20 protein-coding genes are annotated in these 20,493 nt (G+C 45.5%); 2 read left to right on the top strand and 18 right to left on the bottom strand.

Translation table 11 applies throughout. From position 1 onward, the window contains the following. Positions 1-176: 176 nt before the first annotated feature. The 7 genes from BV405_RS17310 to BV405_RS17340 all read right to left on the bottom strand — a co-directional run bounded on the left by BV405_RS17310 (position 177) and on the right by BV405_RS17340 (position 7,396). On the bottom strand, positions 177-1,349 hold the full coding sequence (locus BV405_RS17310; protein WP_086482149.1) for a nucleotide sugar dehydrogenase: 1,173 nt from the start codon (positions 1,347-1,349) through the stop codon (positions 177-179). Between the two features lie 69 nt (positions 1,350-1,418). Next, complete coding sequence (serB, locus tag BV405_RS17315) at positions 1,419-2,630, bottom strand: phosphoserine phosphatase SerB (protein ID WP_086482150.1); 1,212 nt, start codon at positions 2,628-2,630, stop codon at positions 1,419-1,421. 115 nt (positions 2,631-2,745) lie between these two features. Further along, positions 2,746-3,567 carry a mechanosensitive ion channel family protein gene (locus tag BV405_RS17320; protein WP_176330215.1) on the bottom strand — a complete coding sequence of 274 codons (822 nt, stop codon included), beginning with the start codon at positions 3,565-3,567 and terminating at the stop codon, positions 2,746-2,748. 12 nt (positions 3,568-3,579) lie between these two features. Next, positions 3,580-5,013 carry a bifunctional D-glycero-beta-D-manno-heptose-7-phosphate kinase/D-glycero-beta-D-manno-heptose 1-phosphate adenylyltransferase HldE gene (gene hldE / locus BV405_RS17325; protein WP_086482152.1) on the bottom strand — a complete coding sequence of 478 codons (1,434 nt, stop codon included), beginning with the start codon at positions 5,011-5,013 and terminating at the stop codon, positions 3,580-3,582. Positions 5,014-5,091: 78 nt separating this feature from the next. Beyond that, positions 5,092-5,826 (bottom strand): glycosyltransferase family 25 protein, encoded by a 735-nt coding sequence (locus BV405_RS17330; protein WP_086482153.1) that lies wholly within the window; start codon positions 5,824-5,826, stop codon positions 5,092-5,094. After that, the gene (locus BV405_RS17335; protein WP_086482154.1) at positions 5,827-6,759 is read right to left on the bottom strand and encodes a glycosyl transferase family 90; all 933 of its coding nucleotides are present in this window, start codon (positions 6,757-6,759) and stop codon (positions 5,827-5,829) included. Beyond that, positions 6,746-7,396, bottom strand: a complete 651-nt coding sequence (locus tag BV405_RS17340; protein WP_086482155.1) for a hypothetical protein — start codon at positions 7,394-7,396, stop codon at positions 6,746-6,748. The genes BV405_RS17335 and BV405_RS17340 overlap by 14 nt, the downstream gene beginning before the upstream one ends. Positions 7,397-7,733: 337 nt before the next feature. On the opposite strand from BV405_RS17340, the gene BV405_RS17345 reads away from it, so the two are divergent. Both BV405_RS17345 and BV405_RS17350 read left to right on the top strand, forming a co-directional pair. Next, positions 7,734-8,993 carry an O-antigen ligase family protein gene (locus BV405_RS17345; RefSeq protein ID WP_086482156.1) on the top strand — a complete coding sequence of 420 codons (1,260 nt, stop codon included), beginning with the start codon at positions 7,734-7,736 and terminating at the stop codon, positions 8,991-8,993. Between the two features lies 1 nt (position 8,994). Then, positions 8,995-9,951: a glycosyltransferase family 52 gene (locus BV405_RS17350; protein ID WP_086482157.1), complete on the top strand. Its 957-nt coding sequence runs from the start codon at positions 8,995-8,997 to the stop codon at positions 9,949-9,951. 12 nt (positions 9,952-9,963) lie between these two features. Here the strand turns inward: BV405_RS17350 and BV405_RS17355 are convergent, their stop codons facing one another. From BV405_RS17355 to BV405_RS18065, 11 genes are all read right to left on the bottom strand, one after another. Beyond that, positions 9,964-11,124 (bottom strand): glycosyltransferase, encoded by a 1,161-nt coding sequence (locus tag BV405_RS17355; protein ID WP_176330216.1) that lies wholly within the window; start codon positions 11,122-11,124, stop codon positions 9,964-9,966. 10 nt (positions 11,125-11,134) lie between these two features. After that, positions 11,135-11,905: an oxidoreductase gene (locus BV405_RS17360; protein ID WP_086482159.1), complete on the bottom strand. Its 771-nt coding sequence runs from the start codon at positions 11,903-11,905 to the stop codon at positions 11,135-11,137. Position 11,906: 1 nt separating this feature from the next. Continuing rightward, the gene (locus tag BV405_RS17365) at positions 11,907-12,599 is read right to left on the bottom strand and encodes an acylneuraminate cytidylyltransferase family protein (protein ID WP_086482160.1); all 693 of its coding nucleotides are present in this window, start codon (positions 12,597-12,599) and stop codon (positions 11,907-11,909) included. After that, positions 12,596-13,579 (bottom strand): Gfo/Idh/MocA family protein, encoded by a 984-nt coding sequence (locus BV405_RS17370; RefSeq protein WP_086482161.1) that lies wholly within the window; start codon positions 13,577-13,579, stop codon positions 12,596-12,598. The genes BV405_RS17365 and BV405_RS17370 overlap by 4 nt, the downstream gene beginning before the upstream one ends. Further along, positions 13,579-14,640 (bottom strand): nucleotidyltransferase family protein, encoded by a 1,062-nt coding sequence (locus tag BV405_RS17375; RefSeq protein WP_086482162.1) that lies wholly within the window; start codon positions 14,638-14,640, stop codon positions 13,579-13,581. Before BV405_RS17375 ends, BV405_RS17370 begins: the two co-directional genes overlap by 1 nt. 16 nt (positions 14,641-14,656) lie before the next feature. After that, complete coding sequence (locus BV405_RS17380; protein WP_086482163.1) at positions 14,657-15,307, bottom strand: acetyltransferase; 651 nt, start codon at positions 15,305-15,307, stop codon at positions 14,657-14,659. After that, complete coding sequence (neuB, locus tag BV405_RS17385; RefSeq protein ID WP_086482164.1) at positions 15,300-16,373, bottom strand: N-acetylneuraminate synthase; 1,074 nt, start codon at positions 16,371-16,373, stop codon at positions 15,300-15,302. Before neuB ends, BV405_RS17380 begins: the two co-directional genes overlap by 8 nt. Beyond that, on the bottom strand, positions 16,370-17,557 hold the full coding sequence (gene neuC, locus BV405_RS17390; RefSeq protein WP_086482165.1) for a UDP-N-acetylglucosamine 2-epimerase: 1,188 nt from the start codon (positions 17,555-17,557) through the stop codon (positions 16,370-16,372). The genes neuB and neuC overlap by 4 nt, the downstream gene beginning before the upstream one ends. Positions 17,558-17,566: 9 nt before the next feature. Further along, positions 17,567-18,721 carry a LegC family aminotransferase gene (locus tag BV405_RS17395; protein ID WP_086482166.1) on the bottom strand — a complete coding sequence of 385 codons (1,155 nt, stop codon included), beginning with the start codon at positions 18,719-18,721 and terminating at the stop codon, positions 17,567-17,569. A 14-nt stretch (positions 18,722-18,735) separates the two neighbouring features. Next, entirely contained in the window at positions 18,736-19,926 is a 1,191-nt protein-coding gene (locus BV405_RS17400; protein WP_086482167.1) for a UDP-N-acetylglucosamine 4,6-dehydratase, read from the bottom strand. Between the two features lie 385 nt (positions 19,927-20,311). After that, the gene (locus tag BV405_RS18065) at positions 20,312-20,437 is read right to left on the bottom strand and encodes a transposase family protein (RefSeq protein ID WP_140054652.1); all 126 of its coding nucleotides are present in this window, start codon (positions 20,435-20,437) and stop codon (positions 20,312-20,314) included. Positions 20,438-20,493 lie beyond the last annotated feature (56 nt).

Here is a 20,493-nt window from a genome sequence, read left to right on the forward strand (position 1 = left end):
GCACAACCCCTAAACTGAAAATAAAGTAAAAAAGTTTCAAAAAAACTGAATATTTTCAAAACGATGCAGCCAAGCCTCTGCAAACACGGGGGCTACAGCACAACAAACGACAGGCACAAAAAAGCCCGACACCTAGCGGTGTCGGGCTTTTCTTCTACGGAACAAGACCAGTCAGATTAAATATCACTTTGGAATATATCTCTTGTGAAAACTTTATCCTGAACATCTTCTAGCTCACTCTCTATTCGGTTAGTCACAATCAAACTAACACGCGCTTTAAAAGCTTTTATATCCGATTCAACCTCAACCTGCTGAAACTCGCCTTCATTTAGTGAAGGTTCAAACACCAACAACTTCCGCTCCTGATCCTTGATCTTTTCCATAACTTCAACAATAGCAGACGATCTGAAGTTGTCAGATCCTTTCTTCATTGCCAGCTTGTAGATTCCAATCACCCCATCAGGGCAGCGATCCATTATTGCCTCTGCGATCGTTTCCTTGCGTGTGTTATTGGCGTCAACAATTGCTCCGATAATATTGTTCGGAACACCTTTAAAGTTAGCCAACAGCTGTTTCGTATCTTTAGGTAGGCAGTAACCACCATAGCCAAAGGATGGATTGTTGTAATGCACTCCAATTCTAGGATCGAGGCCAACACCCTTAATAATCTGTTCGGTGCTTAAACTCTCCATCATTGCATAGGTGTCTAGCTCATTGAAAAATGCTATTCGCATCGCTAGGTATGTGTTGGAGAAGAGCTTGATAGCCTCAGCCTCTGTTGAAGAACACAACATTACCTGAACATCACTTTTGTGAGCACAACTTTGAAGCATTGAAGCAAACTGTTTAGCTTGTTCTGTCTCTGCGCCAACGATAATTCTAGACGGGTATAGATTGTCGTACAGAGCCTTACCTTCCCTCAAAAATTCAGGGGAAAAAATAATTCCTTCGAAATCTAACTCTTTCTTTTTCTTTTCCGTGTAACCAACCGGGATTGTGGATTTGATGACAATAGTGCCGCGAAAACCTTGATCAAGTACGTCACGAATTACGCTATCTACCGTGGAAGTATCAAAATAATTCGTCTCTTCATCATAATTCGTCGGGGTCGCGATAATGATGTAATCAGCATCGTCTATCGCAGCTTTAGTATCGTCAGCAACTAAAAGCAGTGGATTATCAAGTAAGAGGAATTGCTCAATTTCACTGTCAACAAAAGGGGATTTTTTGTTTTGGATTGCTTCCACACGCTGCGTATTGTTATCGACAGCAACTACCGGATATTTTTGCGAGATAAGCAAGGCGCTAGACAAACCTACATATCCCAAACCTATAACAACGATCTTCATAACACCTCCTGCGGACGGGGCTCGCCACATTCACAAATCCATGTGATCCGAGCCCTACCGACAAAAGATTTAGCTCAGATCTCGATCACTGTACCCAATCAAATAAAGAATAGCATCCAAGCCAAGGTTGGATAACGCATGCTTGGCACTTTCTTTTACAATTGGCTTAGCACGGAACGCAATACCCAGCCCCGCAGTCCCCAGCATTGGCAGGTCGTTCGCGCCATCGCCCACTGCTATGGTTTGCTCAAGGCGTACACCTTCATCTGCGGCAATCTGCTTCAGTAACTCTTTTTTACGCTCACCATCAACAACGATACCAGTAACATTACCTGTAACCTTGCCATCTTTGATCTCAAGCTCATTCGCATGAACGTAGTCGATACCCAACTTCTTCTGAAGGTACTCGCCAAAGTATGTGAACCCACCAGAAAGAATTGCCGTGGTATACCCAAGTGCGCTCAGCGTAGAAATTAACTTTTCCGCACCTTCGGTGATTTTCAGGTTTTCAGCGATACCACTGAGCACACTTTCATCCAGCCCCTTCAGCAGAGCGACGCGACGTTTGAAGCTTTCTGTAAAATCAATCTCACCTCGCATTGCACTTTCTGTAATTTCAGAAACTTGCTCACCAACTCCTGCAGCTTTAGCCAGCTCATCAATCACTTCCGCTTCGATCAGAGTGGAGTCCATATCAAATACCACCAAGCGGCGATTACGACGGAAAACGTTATCTTCCTGGAACGAAATATCGACGCTCAACTCATTAGCTAGGCTCAGGAACTCCTCGCGGATCTTTGCTGGATTTTCCGGGTCGCCTCGCACAGAGAACTCTACACAGGCACGACTTTGTTCGGAAATAGCGCGAAGCGGGATTCGACCTGAGAGCCTGTTGATACGATCAATATTCAGATCATTACCCGCTACGACCCCTGTCACACGAGCAATATGCTCAGCGGTGATCTGTCGCGCCAGCAGAGTAACAATAAAACGATTTTTACCTTGCCCTTCGACCCAATGCCCATAGCTATCTTCCGCTACAGGAGTAAAACGGATATTTACACCAAGTTCATGTGCCTTAAAAAGCACATCTCTTAAAACCGGAGATGACTCTGACTCCTCAGGAATATGCACCAAGACACCAAGCGACAAAGTATCGTGAATAACAGCCTGGCCAATATCCAGAATATTTACGCCATATCCTGCAAGAATGTCAGTAATGGATGAAGTAAGACCCGGCTTATCGACGCCTGAAATGTTGATAAGGATAATTTCTTTCATGAACCTGCCTGTGAGGATACTAATCTCTGAAAATTGCGCAGAGTATATCAGAGCCCATTTAAGCTAGATATTTACCCAAATGAAAAAAGGCGACCGAGGCCGCCTTTCTATCATTTTATTCGCTGTGCTGATAAAGATGCACATCGCGCTGAGGGAACGGAATCGAAATCCCCTTCTCATCGAAAGTCAGTTTAATCTTCTCATTCAGATCAAACTTGGTGGGCCAGTAATCGGCGGCATCCACCCAGACTCGAACGGTAAAGTTAACCGAGCTATCTGCTAACTCACTAACAGCTATCAGAGGTTCGGGATCAGTTTTACCGCGAGGCTCGCCAGCAATTATTTCTTTCAGAGTTTCTTTGACCAGACGAATATCATCGCTATAGCTAACTCCAACAATCAGATCCAGACGTCGGGTCGGGTTAGCTGAAAAATTTGTCAGATTGCCGTTAACTAAAGAAGAGTTTGGCACCACGATCAACTTGTTATCAGGCGTCTTAAGACAAGTATTCAGCATGGTTATCTTTTCAACGCTGCCGGATACACCAGCTCCTTCTACAAAGTCGCCTTTCTTAAAGGGCCTCTGCGATACCAACAGGATGCCAGCGGCAAGATTCTCCATAGACCCTTTCAGAGCTAATGCAACAGCCAGACCTGCAGCACCCAATGCCGCAATCAAGGAGGTCGTATCAACGCCAATCTCACTCAATACTGCAATAAAGAGAATAATGAGCAGTACGCTGTGTGCTATCTGCCCAATAAAGCTGGCAGCGGCCTCATCCATATTTTTCTTCTGCAGCAGTCTGACGAGAACATTTTTTACTCGCTTAACGAGCCACAAACCCACTATCAACAGCAAGAGCGCTGGCCAAACTTTGTCAGCCCATTGCAGTGCTACGTCAGTCCAATCGTTCAGCTGAACATTTGTTAAATCCATCAGATGATCCTTTTATCGCTTAAGACTTGATTGATGAGCAGCTTCGATGATGCCCGTAGTGGAAAAGCCGTCTTCAAAATTCAGTACTTTCACTTCGCCACCGGCACTTATGACAGTATCCGCACCAACAATATCTTCTAATTTGTAATCGCCGCCTTTGACCAGCACATCCGGAACCAGCTCAGCAATAATCCGTGCAGGGGTATCCTCTTCGAAGGGCACGACCCAATCCACGGAGGCCAGCCCCCCCAGCACATGCATACGATGTTCAAGATCATTAATCGGTCTTGAGGGACCTTTAAGTCTTGATACTGAGGCATCAGAGTTAACCGCAACGACGAGTTTATCGCCTAGTTTTCTGGCAGCCGAAAGATAACTTACATGCCCGGGGTGCAAAATATCGAAGCAACCATTGGTGAATACAATTTTTTCATTTCTTTGCTTTGCCGCTTTGAGCGACTGAATCAGGGATGACTCACTAATAACTTTCTGCTGCTCAAGGCCCGAATGATTCGCTAGCTCTGCATTAAGCTCGGCAAGAGAAACTGTATCTGTCCCGAGTTTAGATACAGCGATACCAGCAGCAATATTGGCAATTTCTACGGCATGCTCAAGGCCGAGACCGCCAGCAATACCCGCAGCCAGAGTTGCAATTACCGTGTCTCCAGCACCGGTAACATCAAACACAGCTTTAGCATTGGCCGCAAAATAGACTGGATCTTTTTCCGATTGAAAGAGAGTCATACCCTTTTCACTTCGGGTTACAAGCAAAGCAGCAAGATTCAGATCATCCAGAAGGGTCATTGCTTTATGAACAACATCTTCTTCATTAGCGCACGCCCCAACAACCGCTTCAAACTCAGACATATTAGGTGTCAGCAGTGTCGCACCGCGATAACGACTGAAATCTGTGCCTTTGGGGTCAACCAGCACAGGAATTTTTCTCTGTCTGAAAGTTTCGATTAGAGGATGGATCGCCGAAAGGGAGCCCTTGGCATAATCTGAAAGCACCGCTACAGCCACTGAATCAACCTGAGCCAGCGCCTCATCATTCAGGGCAAGCGCATCCCTCGATGAAAAAGTTTCCTCTTGATCAAGGCGAAGAAGCTGCTGATGGCGGCTCATGATACGCAGTTTCGTAATTGTTGGTTTATCCGCCGACTGTACAAAGCGCGCCGTGACCTGCCCTTTATCAAGCAGGTCTGTCAGCTCTTTACCCTCACCGTCATCACCAACTATACCGACAACATCTGCCTGAACCTTCAGAGCTGACAGGTTGAGACCGACATTGGCTGCACCGCCGGCACGAGTATCGTTGGACTTTACTTTAACAATCGGCACAGGTGCCTCAGGGGAGATGCGCTCGGTTGAGCCATACCAGTACTTATCCAGCATTACATCGCCCACAACGAGTACTTTATTCTGCCGTGTTTCAAAAAGGTTCATAAACTAGATAGGCCCATCTTGCTGTCTACAAAAGGTCAAAATATTCTCTATCACTGGCTTTCTAGAAACTACAGAGGATTAATAACCTCTGATCTCGTGATAGATATTGGTCATGATATTAAGGAAAAGGTTCTTGATTTTAAAAATCAGCTTGGTCAGCTTGCACCAAGCTGGCCCCTTATCCCTATGGCGATTACCGATTTCGGAGTTGTCGCCAGCAGGATCTGCGGGTGCTACCGGACGGGGCGACAAACCGTAAAATGGTATCCGGTGAAGATTCTGATGGCGGAAAAAAACATCCACCGGGTAAACAAACTCTTTACTGTGACGGACAAAAGCTTTTGCCGCTACAGGAGACAGCGCATAGCAGGTTGCCCGCTGAGGAATTTTCAGAAACTTAACCAGTTCGAAACCTTCGGTATCATCAACCACTTTCTGCAGAATAGGGCCGTTATCTTCAAGACGGATAAAAGGATAACGCTTCACCAAAGTTTCGGCTTTAGCAAAAACGTCATAAACACACTCACGCAGAAAGAAATCATCCTCGAAGACGATAATAGGCTCATCCAACTCGATGCATTTTTCCCAAGCTAGGTAATGACTGGCATAACAACCGCCTTCGCCTGGGTTTGATGGGCGACCATGACGCACAAGAAACTTATTAGGTTTAAACTTTTTTAACAGAGGGTGGCTTCCCTCTTTACCATCAACACCATCGATAAACTCAAAATCCAGCCCATGATCGGCCATTACTTTGCTTACGGTTTCCCGTCGTTCAACAGAACGTAGAAGGCTCAATACAAAAATTTTCATTTAATTCACCTGAAGCTTTCGAGCTAATTTAAAATATTTTTGTAGAACCATCAGAAAAACCAGACGCTCCATTTTTAGGTCACGGAAACGCGCAACATAGGCGTTAGCATTGGCAACAATCTCTTTGGCTTTTTCCGGGAATTCCAAATAGTAGTTCAGCTTTTCTTCGAGATCGGAATAGTCTGAACGGATTCTGATGTAGTGATAATCCGGTATCAGGCAACCTTCCATAAACCAAGTTTCAAATTTTGGTTCCGGCATCACAGCAACCGAGTTTGTTGCCATAAGCCATTTCAGGTTTGTGGCAACATCATAACCTTCCAGACTGACAATAAACTTGTACTTCATCTGATCCTGGATGGTCATAAAAGGTTTATGGATAACCTTACCTTCATGCTCCGCTTCAACAGTACCCACATCGCACATAGGGTGCTGGCAGAACTTTTCCACAAACGCCCGGCGGTGCGGCTGTGGTGAGTTACCGCGCCAGACCGCCAGATCTTTTTTCTCTTCAAAAGAATAAGGGTCATCATAAAAGCGGAAGTGACGATGACTGTCGAGCTTCAGCATCACAGAGTTCTGGTTATCATCACCAACCGGACGGCTTTTGATAAAACTGGGTTTATCGGGTACATGCGTAATATCGCCAAACAGATAATTAAAACCCAGCTGTTTATTAAAGTTAGCCAGATGACGCTTCAGGTCATAATAATAAGCGCTGCCTTTGCCCCGCTTGAAGGTTCCAATGGTAGTTTCCATTTCACAATCAAAAGGGCTATCCAGCTTGATACAGTAATTAACCCGATCCAGAACATATTGTTTATCTGTCTCTGACAGAGCAGCAAACTCTTTTTCAATATCCAGAGGGCATTTGGAACGGTACCAGGACTCAAAAATTGCACTCAGGAAAAAGAATAACTTAGGCTGTTTCATCAGAAACCTCTTTATTTTTCAGATACCTGATCAGAGTTAGTAGAGAACCGACGAAAATGATCGAATAGCCATACAGTTCAATGCCTTCCTGAATCGCGGCTTTATAAATATCCAAGTAGTTCTCTTGCATAATCGGCTCCCATATTTTGGAGGAACCAAACAGACGGCTAAAAAACAGCACCAGCAGTACGCCAAAAGCGGTAAATACTCCACCGGGAGTTTCCAAAAAGCAGTAGAGCTCGCGACGGGTCTGCTGCCAGCCTTTCAGGCCGATATAGATCCCGGCTGCGGCAACCAGAAGTGCCGGATACTTCCAGAAGCCATGGCTGATCACATCCAAGAACATATCCAGTTCACGAATAAACAACACACCATAAAAAGCAGCCACCAGAGCCCAAAATGGGCGTGCTACTTTAAGCTGACCGTAAAGCACAAGGTAAAACATCAGGCTGAGCAGCAAAAAACTTTCCTGCAGAATTTCCGTCAGGGATGTTTCCGAGATTTCCTGCTGCAGTACCACCATATCGGTGTAAATAGCCAAAGGTGCGACCAGCATATACATGCCTAGAAGAAAATAAAAACCCAGACGTTTAGCCAGAGCGATACCGCTTACGTTTTCAGGGCGTTGCTTTACCATGTCATTTCTGCCTTAATTTTGGGACTGACCGTTACAGTAAACTCATGAATCCTCAGAGTAACTGTTTGAGGATTTTACCTATTTCATCTACTCCCGTCTGCAGCATAGATGTTAGACATTGCTTCACATCGAATACTTCACAGGATTGAGCCACACAATTGACATGTGAATGGACACCTCATAGGCTTCACTTCCTTCGGGAGAAAAATGCTATTCATGCGCATCACCTTAGACTGGTCAAAATAAGTTATACGGTAACGATGTATTGAGAGTAATTGCTATAAAATACGTGAAACACCATCTAAATAATTAGAGATAACGGAGTCTTGCCGAAACTATGCATCTATTTACTGACCTAGCAAAAATTGCTAGGGAAAATATTATATCATTGGCATTTCTATTTATTTCGCTATATACCATCACAGTGAACTTTTTAATCGTGGGAAGCCACCGAGAAATAATGGAGCTAGCACTAGTTACAACTATAATTTCAGCTCTGATCCATAAAAAAGAAACATTCGAAGCGAATGCAATAGCTAACACTCTTTTAGCCTTATTAATCATCTCCATCATTCTTAAGTTAACAACCAATTTCAGTACAAGCCACCTTAGGATACTACTTGGATTTACACTGCTTTCATTCATAAAGATTGACAATAAAATAAAGAAGAAATCCATATTAATAATAATTCTTATTTCTGCTGTGGCTGCTGCAACTTATGCCCAACTCAACTCAGACAAGGGTAGGGGCTGGGAAACTAACGTCATAATATACTCGACTATGACAGGTTCACTAATGAGTGTTTGTTTCTACCTAACGTTCATCGAGAGCAAGAAGGGATATAGAGCTCTACTTTTTGTTTCAACTTTTCTCTTTCTCTTTGCAACGATAGAAGCAAAAACAAGAGGAACCTCAATCGCTCTGATTCTCGGCATCCTGCTGACATTGATAATTTTGAAAATTGAAAAACAAAAAATATTGCTACCAGCAATAATTGGCTCAGCATTAATCGCTATATTGTTAACTAGCAGCGGTATAAAAGAAAGATTTGAAAGAACAATATCTAAAAATAAATACCAATCAGTCACTGAAGACGTCGTCATTCATAACACCAGCGAACTGGGTTTCTTAATGAAAACAGCTACCGCTGGAAAAGCTGCAGACAAAAAAATAGTTTTTCCTGATTATGGACTTGATTTCAACGCTGATTTTAGATTAACAATATGGATTCTCAGCCTCGAAGTCATAAAAGATAATTTCCCATATGGAGTGGGTAGAGATCTTCCAGATATTATTCACTCGTTGCTTAAAGAGCATAAACCACAATATGCCAAACGTGCTAAAGCTGTCCACTTGCATAACCAACTACTACAAAATACTGCACAGTTTGGTCTTTTAGGCTTAATCTCATTTACATTAATATTTTTCTTACCATTTTACTTTTACTTTAAGAAAAGGGCTGGATCAGCATTTCTTCTAATCTCAGTTTTTCCAATTTTAGTTGCATCGCTCACGGATGCACCGCTGTTCAATGAGCAAACTGTTGCTTTCACCTATTTGACATATTTTTTATCCGAGAAAGTTTCCTGGAGTTAAAGTGAACCTGTTTATTGTAACATCTCCATTTCAATATATATGTGCTAATGAGGCTCGCCATGCCTTCAAGGCAACTAACAATATTCTCCTCTACATAACAGGTAGCACTAAAAAGGAAAAAAAACAAGTCTACCAGCTTATTTCTGAAACTGATGATTGGCAGTTAATTATAGAAACCTCAAGAAAAAACAGAACAAAAAACATTTCAAAAGCAATTAAAGAGATCAAAAAAAAAGAGCCAATAGAAACTATATACTATTCAGAATACTCGAAGCTCATACAGCAATTAATCAAGAAAAACATCCCAGCTGAAAGACATGTTTATTTTGACGATGGGACCATGACCCTTTTTGACTGGGAAGACTTTATAGAACCCAAAAAAACTATTTCCAGAAGAAAAAAACTGTCAGACCTTGTTCTAAAAATGAATGGGGTCAGACCTGTTGGCAATATTCCATTTTTCGAAAATACAATACTATTTTCAATTTTCGATATCGAGACTCCTAAAAAAAATGAGCACCAGATAGTAAAAAACAATCTCCTTGAGCTAAAAAATATTTACTCATCAAAGAAAGAGCAAGATGTCATTGTATTTATTGGTCAAGGAAACATTGACGAAAAAAACAGGCTCGACGGCGATTCGTACATCAAATTAATCAAAGATTGTACGCAAAAAAGCGATGAAGAAGTAATTTATATTCCTCATCGCACTGAGAGTGCTCAACTTACAAAAAGAATCAAAGATGAGACAAATGTATCCTACGCTGAATTTAGCATGCCGATCGAGGTTGAATTGCTCAGAAGAGGAAAAAAACCTGCTAGAATCATAGGGCTATGTTCTACTGCGTTATTTACGCTTAAGATGTTATTCCCTGAGACTAAAATAGAACTAATTAAAGCTGGCAACTCTGAGAAAGAAGAAAGGATTTACAAACTCCTGCTTGAACAACTTAAATAGTAGAAACCATTTTTATTCGTGGAGAGAAATCAATTTTTCTCTCCAGCTATCCCAAACAATATCATTCGCGTATTTTTTCATTGATTCTTTAGCACACGCTCCCATTCTGGCTCTTAAATTTTCATCAGATACAAGTTGTTTTATAGCATAAGAAAATTCAGAAACATCATGGCACAAAATTCCATTCCGTCCATCTTCTATTAATTGATTCACACCACTACAATTTTCAAAGCCTACAGCAGGCAGACCTAGAGCCATAGCTTCAGCTAGCCCTAATCCGAATCCTTCAAATGCAGAAGGAAATAGACATATAGATGCATTTATCAGCTCATTTTGAGGATCTCTCGTAACACCCATCAAATGAACCACGTCAGTTAGACCACAACTCTTGATAGCAGATTCAACCTTCATTTTATATCGATTATTTGGAAAGCCACCAAAGATTAAAACATTCCACCCATTTAGCATTTCTTTGTCTATTTTACTTATTGCATCAACGATAAGGTGCGGCCTTTTATTCTTCTCCACACGTGCAAGATAAACCATATTTTTAGAACTCAAGTCTGACTGACTGTGTTGTTGTTTAACAGGGTTTGGCAGGCAAAAAAGCTTGGGCTCTAAATAACTAGGAAACGATTCCTTAAATTTTGGTAATAAATAATGCATCGCCCTGACACTATACCAACATTTTTTTTCATAATTAGACAAAGTAGGAATAACTCTACTTGGGTCTGTATGGCACATCGCTACAATTTTTTCTTTCGGTATTCCCGCATAGAGAAGAGACACTACATCAGCATAATTGAAAGCCACAAAGAGGTCATAACTCAACCCAACTAAGCGCTCTCTAAGTAAATGACCAACATTTTTTTGATAGAAGCTACGCAAAGGATCAATGTTAGTTTTTATTATTTTAAGCTTACATGGAAACCTGAAAATTTTTCTCCAAAGCTTTACTACAGATAAGTTTAAGCTAGGATTGAATGCCAAGTTTTTGATGCCGCATTTTTCATGCGTATTAAACAAAGGCATTCCAGGGGACGCATCAGAGTAAAAGCCATCAACCTGAAAGCCTCTGATGGTCATTTCAGATGCCATCTCAAAAAACAGCCTGGTCGCACCTCCTATTTGGTTGTGGACCTTAGCATGAGTCATAACAAGAGCAATTCGCATACGTTTATCTCTAGAGGGAAAAGCCATCATCGACAACAATATTCTGACCTGTCACATATCTTGATTGCTCTGACATCAAGAATAAGACAGATCCAATTATTTCGGATACATCCAGCATACCTGCACCATGAGTATGCCCCTTATAAGCCTGCAGAAAAGCTTCCGGCTGGTGGTCAAAGATTCCACCTGGGCTGACACAGTTAATACGGAACCGGCTGTCATTAACATAAGCAACGATATACTTGTTCAGGTGTAAAAGTGCTGACTTAATTGCGGCGTACTCTACCGGCATGGTCATGGGTGTGTTGTTATAAACATCAAACTTGGGTGCGACAACACCGTAGATTGAGGCGATATTCACCAAAGAAAAAGGTCGCTGATGCTCGCTGAAATAAGCCGCACACTGTTGGCTGAACAGAAAAGCACTGCCCAGATGTAGTGAGAGGTTCTCATTAAAACTTGCCAGCGTTACATCAAAAAAATGCGCGCCATAGGTTTTGTTTCTTGGGTAGGTCGTGTTGACTGCACCATCAAGCGGACTACAGCTTGCAAACCAGTTTTTAACGGCTTTTTCATCGGTAATATCCAGCGTTATGCAGGTAAGCTGCGGGCTTTCGCAGTCAACCCCCTTGTCATTCAGGCGATGCTGCAGTGCTTCCGGGTCAATATCGGCAGCGATTACGTTTGCGCCCTGTTCAAGTAACGCAGCGGTAAGCTGACAACCTAATAAACCACCGGCACCGGCAACCAGGATATGTTTATTGTTCAGAAGGTTTTCCATATTACTTGTCATGCTCCGCTAAAATGGCTTCTGCCAGTCTGAAGTCGTAAATGTCATCAATATCAACAGCTCTGGCTTTAGGTACTTCCACACTGACCACTTTTCCGGAGAAGATCCCCATGTTCTGCAGGATAAAATCCGGCCGGGCCACATAAACAACCGTGGTGATATCAAAGACTTCAGGTGCATCCTGGCGTCGGCTGACCTCGCCTGATGGCGGGTTGACCAGACTCAGATAGCCCTGCGGGTCTTTTTTCACCATATTAAAAAAAGGGCTGCGACTGGCCGGTGTGATACTGATACAGATATCAGCCTGTTGATAGCGGCACTGCGTTAATGCCGCTTCAACATCTTCCACGGCCCGTAAGGGGCTTGTTGCCGGCAGGCTGACAAAATGCTCAAACGCACCGTGATGCTGTCTGACCCACTCGATGGCATGACGCCATGAGAACCACTCCGGACTGGTATCACTGGCCAGCTCTGCAGGGCGGTTAATGACCTGAGCACTGGCACTTTCTGCCACAGCGGCAATCTCTTTATCATCGGTGGAGACAAACACCTGATCTATCGATGGACACGCCAGAGCGGTATCGATGGAGTATTGCAGTAACGGCTTGCCCTTTAAGGGTTTGATGTTTTTCCCCGGCAAGCCTTTTGAGCCACCGCGGGCGAAAATGAACGCGATATTTTTCATGGTGTCGCAGATCCTGCTTGTGCATGCTGTCTGATTGATTCGATCAGGGTGATCGTTTTTCCGGCATCTTCCAGACTGACACACTGATGTTCTTTGCCGTTCACCTTGTTTTCAAAATCCCGGATCATATCCAGATACATGCGGTTTTTATCCCAGCACGGTTCCTGATAGAGCATTTTACTGCCGTGCTGATCGCTGAAGGCGATACTATTCTCTATCAGATCCCACTCCAGAGAACCTGAACTTCCGGTAAAGCGGCAGCGCCGGTGCACCGCCCGCTGTAAAAAGTCCAGATGGATCGATGTGACGACCCCTTGTTCAGACACCGCCAACAGATCAACGCAGTCCTCGACATCCAGCTGCAGCGCCTCTGAGGAGCGTAAAACAGCCGCTTTGATATCCAGTTCACCCAGTAGCCAACGGCTGTAATCCAGCTCATGACTCAACTCAAACAAGGCGCCACCACCCAGCTCAGCCTTGGCGGATACCGTTGTTCTGAAGTCTTTATCAGGGCGCCAGTCCGGCAGGTACTGACCAATCTCGATACTGGCGTTATACAGCATGCCGATCGTCTCAGTCTGCAGCAACTGCTGCATTTTTTGGGCTGAAGGCAGATAACGTAAACAATAACCAACGGCTACCGGAGTCTGATAATACTGACTTGCCTGAAGCAGGGCTTCAAGATCCGCACTTTCTGTCACCAGCGGTTTTTCAATCAGTACCGGGATGCCCGCTCTAATCAGAGGCAGTGCATGTCGTGCGTGGAAAGGGGCAGGAGATGCGACGATCACCAGATCAGCTTTCCCCTCAATCAGGGTGTCAACGCTTTCAACCAGCTGATCGCAGTCTGATATAGCCTGTTCCGGCTGTCGGCCGCTGGCAGACATCGCAAAAAGAGTACAGTCCGGGTAAAGCTGCTTCAGATTTTTACGGTGTCGCCTGGCGATACTGCCCAAGCCTATAACGGCAACGTTCTGCATCAATCCAGCCCTAAACCGTAAATATCATTCTGAGCCCGTTTGAAGTCATCCATGCGGCCAATATCAAGCCAGTATTCATGGATAGGGAACATCAGAATATTATCCCGTGCCACTCGGTACTGTTCTAACAGGGTTGGCATATCGATTTTTTGATTGTGTGCTACCGAATTCACAACATGCGATGACAAGACATAAATACCAGCATTGACGAAAAAACGTTGGATCGGCTTTTCTACCATGCTGGTAATTTTTCCACCATCACCATTCACCACACCATAAGGAATCTGGTAGTCGTACTCTCGAACGCACATAGTGGCATCAGCATTATGCTCATTATGGAAATCCAGCAGACGCTCAAAGTCCACCTTTGTGAGCACATCGCCATTCATCATGATAAGCGGCAGATCCTGAGGCAGATCATCCGGCAGTAGGCCAAGCGCCCCTCCAGTACCTAAGGGGCTTTCTTCATGGATATAGGTAATATTCACCCCTAAAGAGGTACCATCTCCAAAATGGTCTGATATTAGCTCCGGCATATAGTGCGTCGAAATATAAAAATTACAGAAACCTGCCTCAATAAAGCGCCGTATCAGAATCTCAAGAATAGGTTTGTCTCCGATCTTGAGCATTGGCTTTGGACAGGTATCTGTCAGAGGCCGCAAACGGGTACCAAAACCACCTGCCATTAAGAATACAGGATTTTCTTTAATCGACTTTTCAGTCAATGCGCTGTGTAATGTCTCCAAACCAACGAGCTTATTCCCATCCACAATGGGAATAGCGAGTAGGTCAAGCTTATTCATTTTCTGCGTTAGAGCCTGACGAGATGTCCCTATATCAGCAGTTATCGGAGAGCGATTCATCACAGTTTCAGCAGAATCCTCAAGCCCCTTCCCCTTCAATAAACCACGCCTGACATCACCGTCGGTTATTACGCCCAGCAATTCGTCATCTGAATTAACAACCAGAGCGATCCGCAATGCTTCATTATTTATGATTTGAAGCGCATCCCGAATCGTATCCTCTGGGAGAACTTTCACGCTGTTAAAGCTTCGTGTCATGTTCAAATACTCATTACTAGGTTGTTATTAATGTGGATTTTGCAGGATAAATAACCGAACTTTTAGGAAGGTCTGATCTCAGTATTGCTCCCCCCGCAACAATAGCCAATTCCGCAATTTTTAAGTTCTGAAACACAACTGCACCTGCTCCCACATATACTCCATGACCAGTTTTTACCTGACCACAAAGCACAGATCCAGGAGCAATATGATTGTACTCTCCTATTATACAATCATGCTCAATTAAGGCTTTGCTATTGATGATAGAGTGAGCTCCAACAACTACCCCTGCTTGGATAAGAGATTGGGGTAAAACCTGAACCCCGTCTTTAAGTATCGCAAAGGGTGAAACCTCGGCACTATCGGCCACTACCGTGGCAAAAGAATAACCAAGCTCCAGATAATAGCGGTTCAATTTTTCTCGCAGCCCGGAGTGCGGCATCATGCCGATACCGTTTACCAGTTCAATCTCATCCGGTGAAAAACGGCCGATATCCTGATCGGCCAATAATTGTTTCAGGCCGCTAAAAACCGCGCGTTCACTCAGGTCGTCCGGGCTGATGACAGCTAGAATCTCCCGTTTCTGGCGCAGTAGAATGTCTGCCAGAACCGAGGCATGACCGCCGCCGCCAATCAACACAACAGGTTTTTTTCCGGTATCAGCCACGAACCAGCTCTCCGGCGCTGTAGTCCTGATCTGCTGTTTTACCCAGCATCGCCCAGTACTCCATGGGGGATATACCGCCTCCGGGACGTTTAATGACCAGATTATCAGCACTGAAAACCTCACCAGCCTTAATAGGGCGGGCTGCAACCAGACTTTTTCGGGCAACGGCTTTATTTTTGATCTCCGAGGGTGCGGGAACCTTCCGGCCGTGTCCCAGCGCCATTTCTGTCTGGCGGATCGCGGTAACCATCGCAGTCAGTTCATCCGGCTCCAGAGAGGCTTTGTGGTCCGGTCCGGGCAGGTTTTGATCCAGCGTGAAGTGTTTTTCAATAATCACCGCACCCCGGGCAACCGCCGCTACAGGTACCACAATACCTGCGCTGTGATCTGAATAACCTGCCGGAAGCTTAAAGGTCTGGCTCAGGGTATCCATGGCCTTCAGATTAATATCTTCAACGGGTGCCGGATACTCTGTTGTACAGTGCAGCAGGGTGACCTTCTGCTGCAGAGCTGCCTGTCCTTCAGTACTGGCGTAGGCCTGCTCAAAGGCCTCAGAGCAGGGCTCAGCATCTGACGCATGGGTATAACCAAAGGCGATAACCGCCAGTGCCGCTTCAACTTCGGATAAAGACGCCATCCCGGTGGATACAATCAGCTCGCAGCCTGTACGGGCATGCTCCAGAATCAGCGGTGCATTGGTCAGCTCACCGGATGGAATTTTAAGCCGTTTAAGCCCCAGATCCTCAACCAGAAAGGTCAGGCTTTCGGAGTCAAATGCCGTCGACAAAAACTCGATGCCCAGCTCGTTACAACGGCTGATCAAGCGATGATGGGCCGGGTAAGACAATTCCAGACGGCTCAGCATCGCCAGCTGTGATTCCTGTTTCTGACTGTTGGCTATTTGGTAGTCGGCCTGCCGGGCTGTTTCTGTAACCAGGTTTTTTGCTTTAAAGGTCTGAAACTTAACAATGTCAGCCCCTGCTGTATGAGCGGCTTCCACCAGCTGTATGGCCAGCGCTTCATCACCGTTATGATTAACACCTGCCTCTGCAATAATCAGGGTCATTTGTCACGCTCCTGCCGTTCTGATACTGCCACTTGCGGCAGGTCATAAAAGGTTTTTCCCGGTACAAACTGACAGGATTTAATCATCTGCAGTACCCGGGCAGAAGTATCGCCCTGACCATAAGGGTTCGCTATCTGCTCACCGGGCTGAATATATGCCCGGCTGATGGCCTGCTGAATACCCTCTATGATGGACGCTGTATCTGCTGACGTGTGCAGAACACTTTTCGCTGCCAGGCGCCCTTTTTGCCGGTCACCGATATTAACCGTCGGCACATCAAAAGCAGGCACTTCAATAATGCCGCTGGATGAGTTGCCTATCACAGCTGTCGCGTGTTTTACGGCGCTGAGATAACGCACCTGCCCTAACGATGGAATAGCCAATACCCGCTCAGGCTGACGGGCCGCATAGGCTTCCAGCAGAGGAATAATCTGCCGGCCACCATCATCGGCATTGGGATAGGTCAGAATAACCTGATAGTGCGGAAAGGCATCCAGCGCTGCCAGCAGCACCTGAAAACTGGCCTCGGCAGGCTCATCCGCCAGCGTTACCGGATGATAGGTTACCAGGAAGTAAGGCTGCTGCAGGTTGAAAGCCAGTGAGGCAGACAATTCTTCAGGCGACATAAAATGACCGCGCTTCAGATGATCCAGACCAATCGCACCAACATTCTGCACCCGCCTGGGGTCTTCTCCCAGCTGAATCACCCGCTGCCGGTATACTTCAGTAGAGGTGCCATGCAGATAACTCAGTTTGGTGATGGCATGACGAATCGCATCATCATAAGCGCCTTCTGTAATCTCACCACCGTGCAAGTGCAGCACAGGAATACGCAGTATCATCGCGGTCTGAGCCGCAGCCAGAGCTTCAAAACGATCCCCCAGAATCACCAGCAGATCCGGGGCCAGCCGGGTTAATGCATCACTGAAGCCAAGAATGCCCAGGCCGATACTTTTGGCTGTGCCAACAGCGGAATCGGATGAGAGCAGAATTTCAATTTTCTCATCAATAGGGAAACCATCCGCTTCAATCTGCTGATACGTACAGCCAAACTCGGGTGACAGGTGCATCCCGGAAACCAGAAGCTGCAGCTGCAGCTCCGGGTCATCCTGAATATCTTTCAGCAGCCAGTACAGCAGGCCGTATTCAGCCCGGGTACCGGTAAAAACAGCTATTTTTTGCATAAAGTCGGCTTAATCCGTATGCGGTGTAACAGGTGAGCTGGGCAGGTTAACCAGACGCGCTTCAATATATTCCGAGTAGCTCAGGTCGCCGCGCAACGCATTAGCAAACATAGGCAAACGATGCATCAGCTGCCAAACCGGCCGGGTCATAACCCCTGCCGCATTGGTTTCCTGCAGCAGTTGCTCACGGCTGTCCTGATCCGGGCAGATAATGGCATTCAGCCAGTAGTTGGAACGGGCATAGTCCGGCTCATGAACAAAGCGGAAAGGCGTGCCCGCAAAAAAGTCGGCGTAGCGGCTGGCAAGCTCGCGCTTCTGCTGCAAAAACTGAGGTAAAACCTCCATTTGCGCACAGCCTAAAGCGGCATTCAGGTTGGGCATGCGGTAATTAAAACCGGGCTCATCATGAAAGAATTCATAAGGGTGCGGCACCTTGGCTGTGGTTGTCACATGTTTGGTTTTTTGCCCCGCATCCTGGGACCGGCACAGCACCATACCACCGCCGCCTGTAGTGATAACCTTGTTACCGTTAAAGCTCAGGGCGGAATAGTCTGAAAATGTGCCTGTGTGCTGGCCTTTGTAGTAAGAACCCAGACTTTCTGCGGCATCTTCCACCAGGGTCAGCTGCCATTTTTGGCAAACGGTAACCAGCTCATCCAGCTCAACCGGATGACCAAAGGTATGCATAGGCACTACGGCTTTAATGCGTTTGCCGGTTGTTTTGTGGTAGCAGCCTTGGGCATCCAGCGCCGCCTGTTCGCTCAGAAACTGATCCACAGACTTCGGGCAAAGCCCCAGACTTTTCTCTGAAATATCACAGAAAACCGGCTCAGCGCCCATGTGGTAAAGCGCATTGCAGGTGGCAACAAAAGTCAGTGCCTGAGTAATCACCAGATCACCCTGTTTTACACCTGCCATATAAAGGGCGGTATGCAGTGCCGCGGTGCCGTTTACTGTGGCGACGGCTTTGGCACAGCCGGTAAAAGCTTCAATGGCCTGTTCAAACTGGTCAACAAACTGGCCCACACTGGAAACAAACGTACTGTCGATGGTTTCGCTGACGTAGCGTTTTTCATTACCGTTAAACGTCGGTGCATGTAGAGGAATAAAGTCATCACTCTGATACAACTGACGAATAAAAGCGCTGATCTGCTCTGGGTTCATCACTGGCGCTCCGGTTACATTTTACTGTCGAGGTATTTGCCGGTTTCTTTGTGACCAAAATCAGGAATCATTCTGAAAAACAGTTTTACGATCTCGTCTTTGGTCCAGCTTTTCCGGTGTTTCATGGCCGCAATATCGGTTTCAAATAGCTTCAACAGATCACTATCGTAGTCCGGTTCATTTTTGATAATGCCGAGGTTTTCAAAGCGCTTCATATCCAGCGTTTCCCGGTCGGTAAAAAATTCTTCAAAATCTTTTTCACCGGTAGTATCACTTTTGGTGAACAGGCAAGGCCACTGCCCCTTGGCCGGTAACGTTTTGGCCAGCTCACGGGCCTCATCTTCATCCTGACACAGATAGGGCTCAAAGCCGTGCTGCTGCAGATACTTAACCGCAATTTCGGCAAAGCTTATCAGGTGCAGCGCTTCACTGAGTTTAGGGAAAAAGATGTCCCGGTTGTCACCAAAAATACAGGACATCAGACACAGTTCTCCGGATTCCTGCGGGGTAACAAAATAACGTTTGATATCGTTAGGTGCCACAATCGGCTGCTGTTTGTGAATACGTTGATTAAAACCGTGCAGCAGGGAACCATCAGAAAAGGCGACATTGGCAAAGCGGGCGGTTGAAATATCAATCTGCTCACTTTTACGCATCAGGAACATTTCCATAATACGCTTGGACGCCCCCATCATATTGACCGGATTAGCCGCTTTATCGGTAGAAACACAGAAATACTTTTTCACACCGGCATCAATCGATTGCTGAATGGTTTTATCGGTATTAAACACATTCACATCAATCATACGCATCAGTGTGAAAGGGTCTTTTTCACTGCGTACATGCTTTAGGGCAGACAGATTTAATACATAGTCATACTGTCCGTCCGCCTGGATAAAGGCATCGTACTCCAGCGAGCCGATATCCAGCGCAAAAGTCTGGAAGTCGCCGTCGATATAGCCAAACGAGCTACGGATATCCCGTACCAGCTCAACCATATTGTTTTCGCTGATATCAACAACATGTAATTTCCTGGGATTGCGCTTGAAAATTTCCTTGGTTACCGCTTGGCCTATTGAGCCAGCACCGCCGAGAACAAGAAACCGACTTGCAGCAACATGGCGCTGCAACTCATTTTCATTCATTGCAATATCATCATGAAAAAGTGGCGTATCACGCCCTATCAAACCTAAAATATCAGACACATACTCACCCAAATAACTCAATAATTTTTAATTTCATGATAATTGGATATCCAAAATTTAACGGTAGATTCTACATCCTTATGCTCAAAAGTTCTGCACTGAAAACTCTGCAGATTGTAAGCCCCTGTAGCCTGAACGGAAAATTAACTCATCTTCTGAATGGCCAATTCAGTGACATTTTTACGTAGCCCCTGGTACTCTTCTAGCCAACGACACCGGACACATTAATTTGCTAATTATCTCGTACTCCATCGGCAACAGATCACCGATCCAGGCTGCAATCCTTCATATAGGCTACGACATTCTGCTCCATATAATCCCGTGTCGTTTGATATCCCTTGGACAGGCAATCATGCCTCAAGCTGCCGGAGGTTATAGGCTTTGATCAGAGTCCGGGTGATAGGCTGGCGGTCATACGTTTGTCGATGGCTCGACCCACTATGCGGCGCGAATACAGATCCATCACAACCGCTAGATAGATACAGCCTGCATCAGTTTCGGTAGCGTTCATATAGGTTACACCACCCGCCAAAAACTTGATTCTTACCCATCGGGTTAAACTGCTGG

Source organism: Oceanospirillum sanctuarii, assembly GCF_002150805.1.
Taxonomy (GTDB): Bacteria; Pseudomonadota; Gammaproteobacteria; order Pseudomonadales; family Halomonadaceae; genus Oceanospirillum; species Oceanospirillum sanctuarii.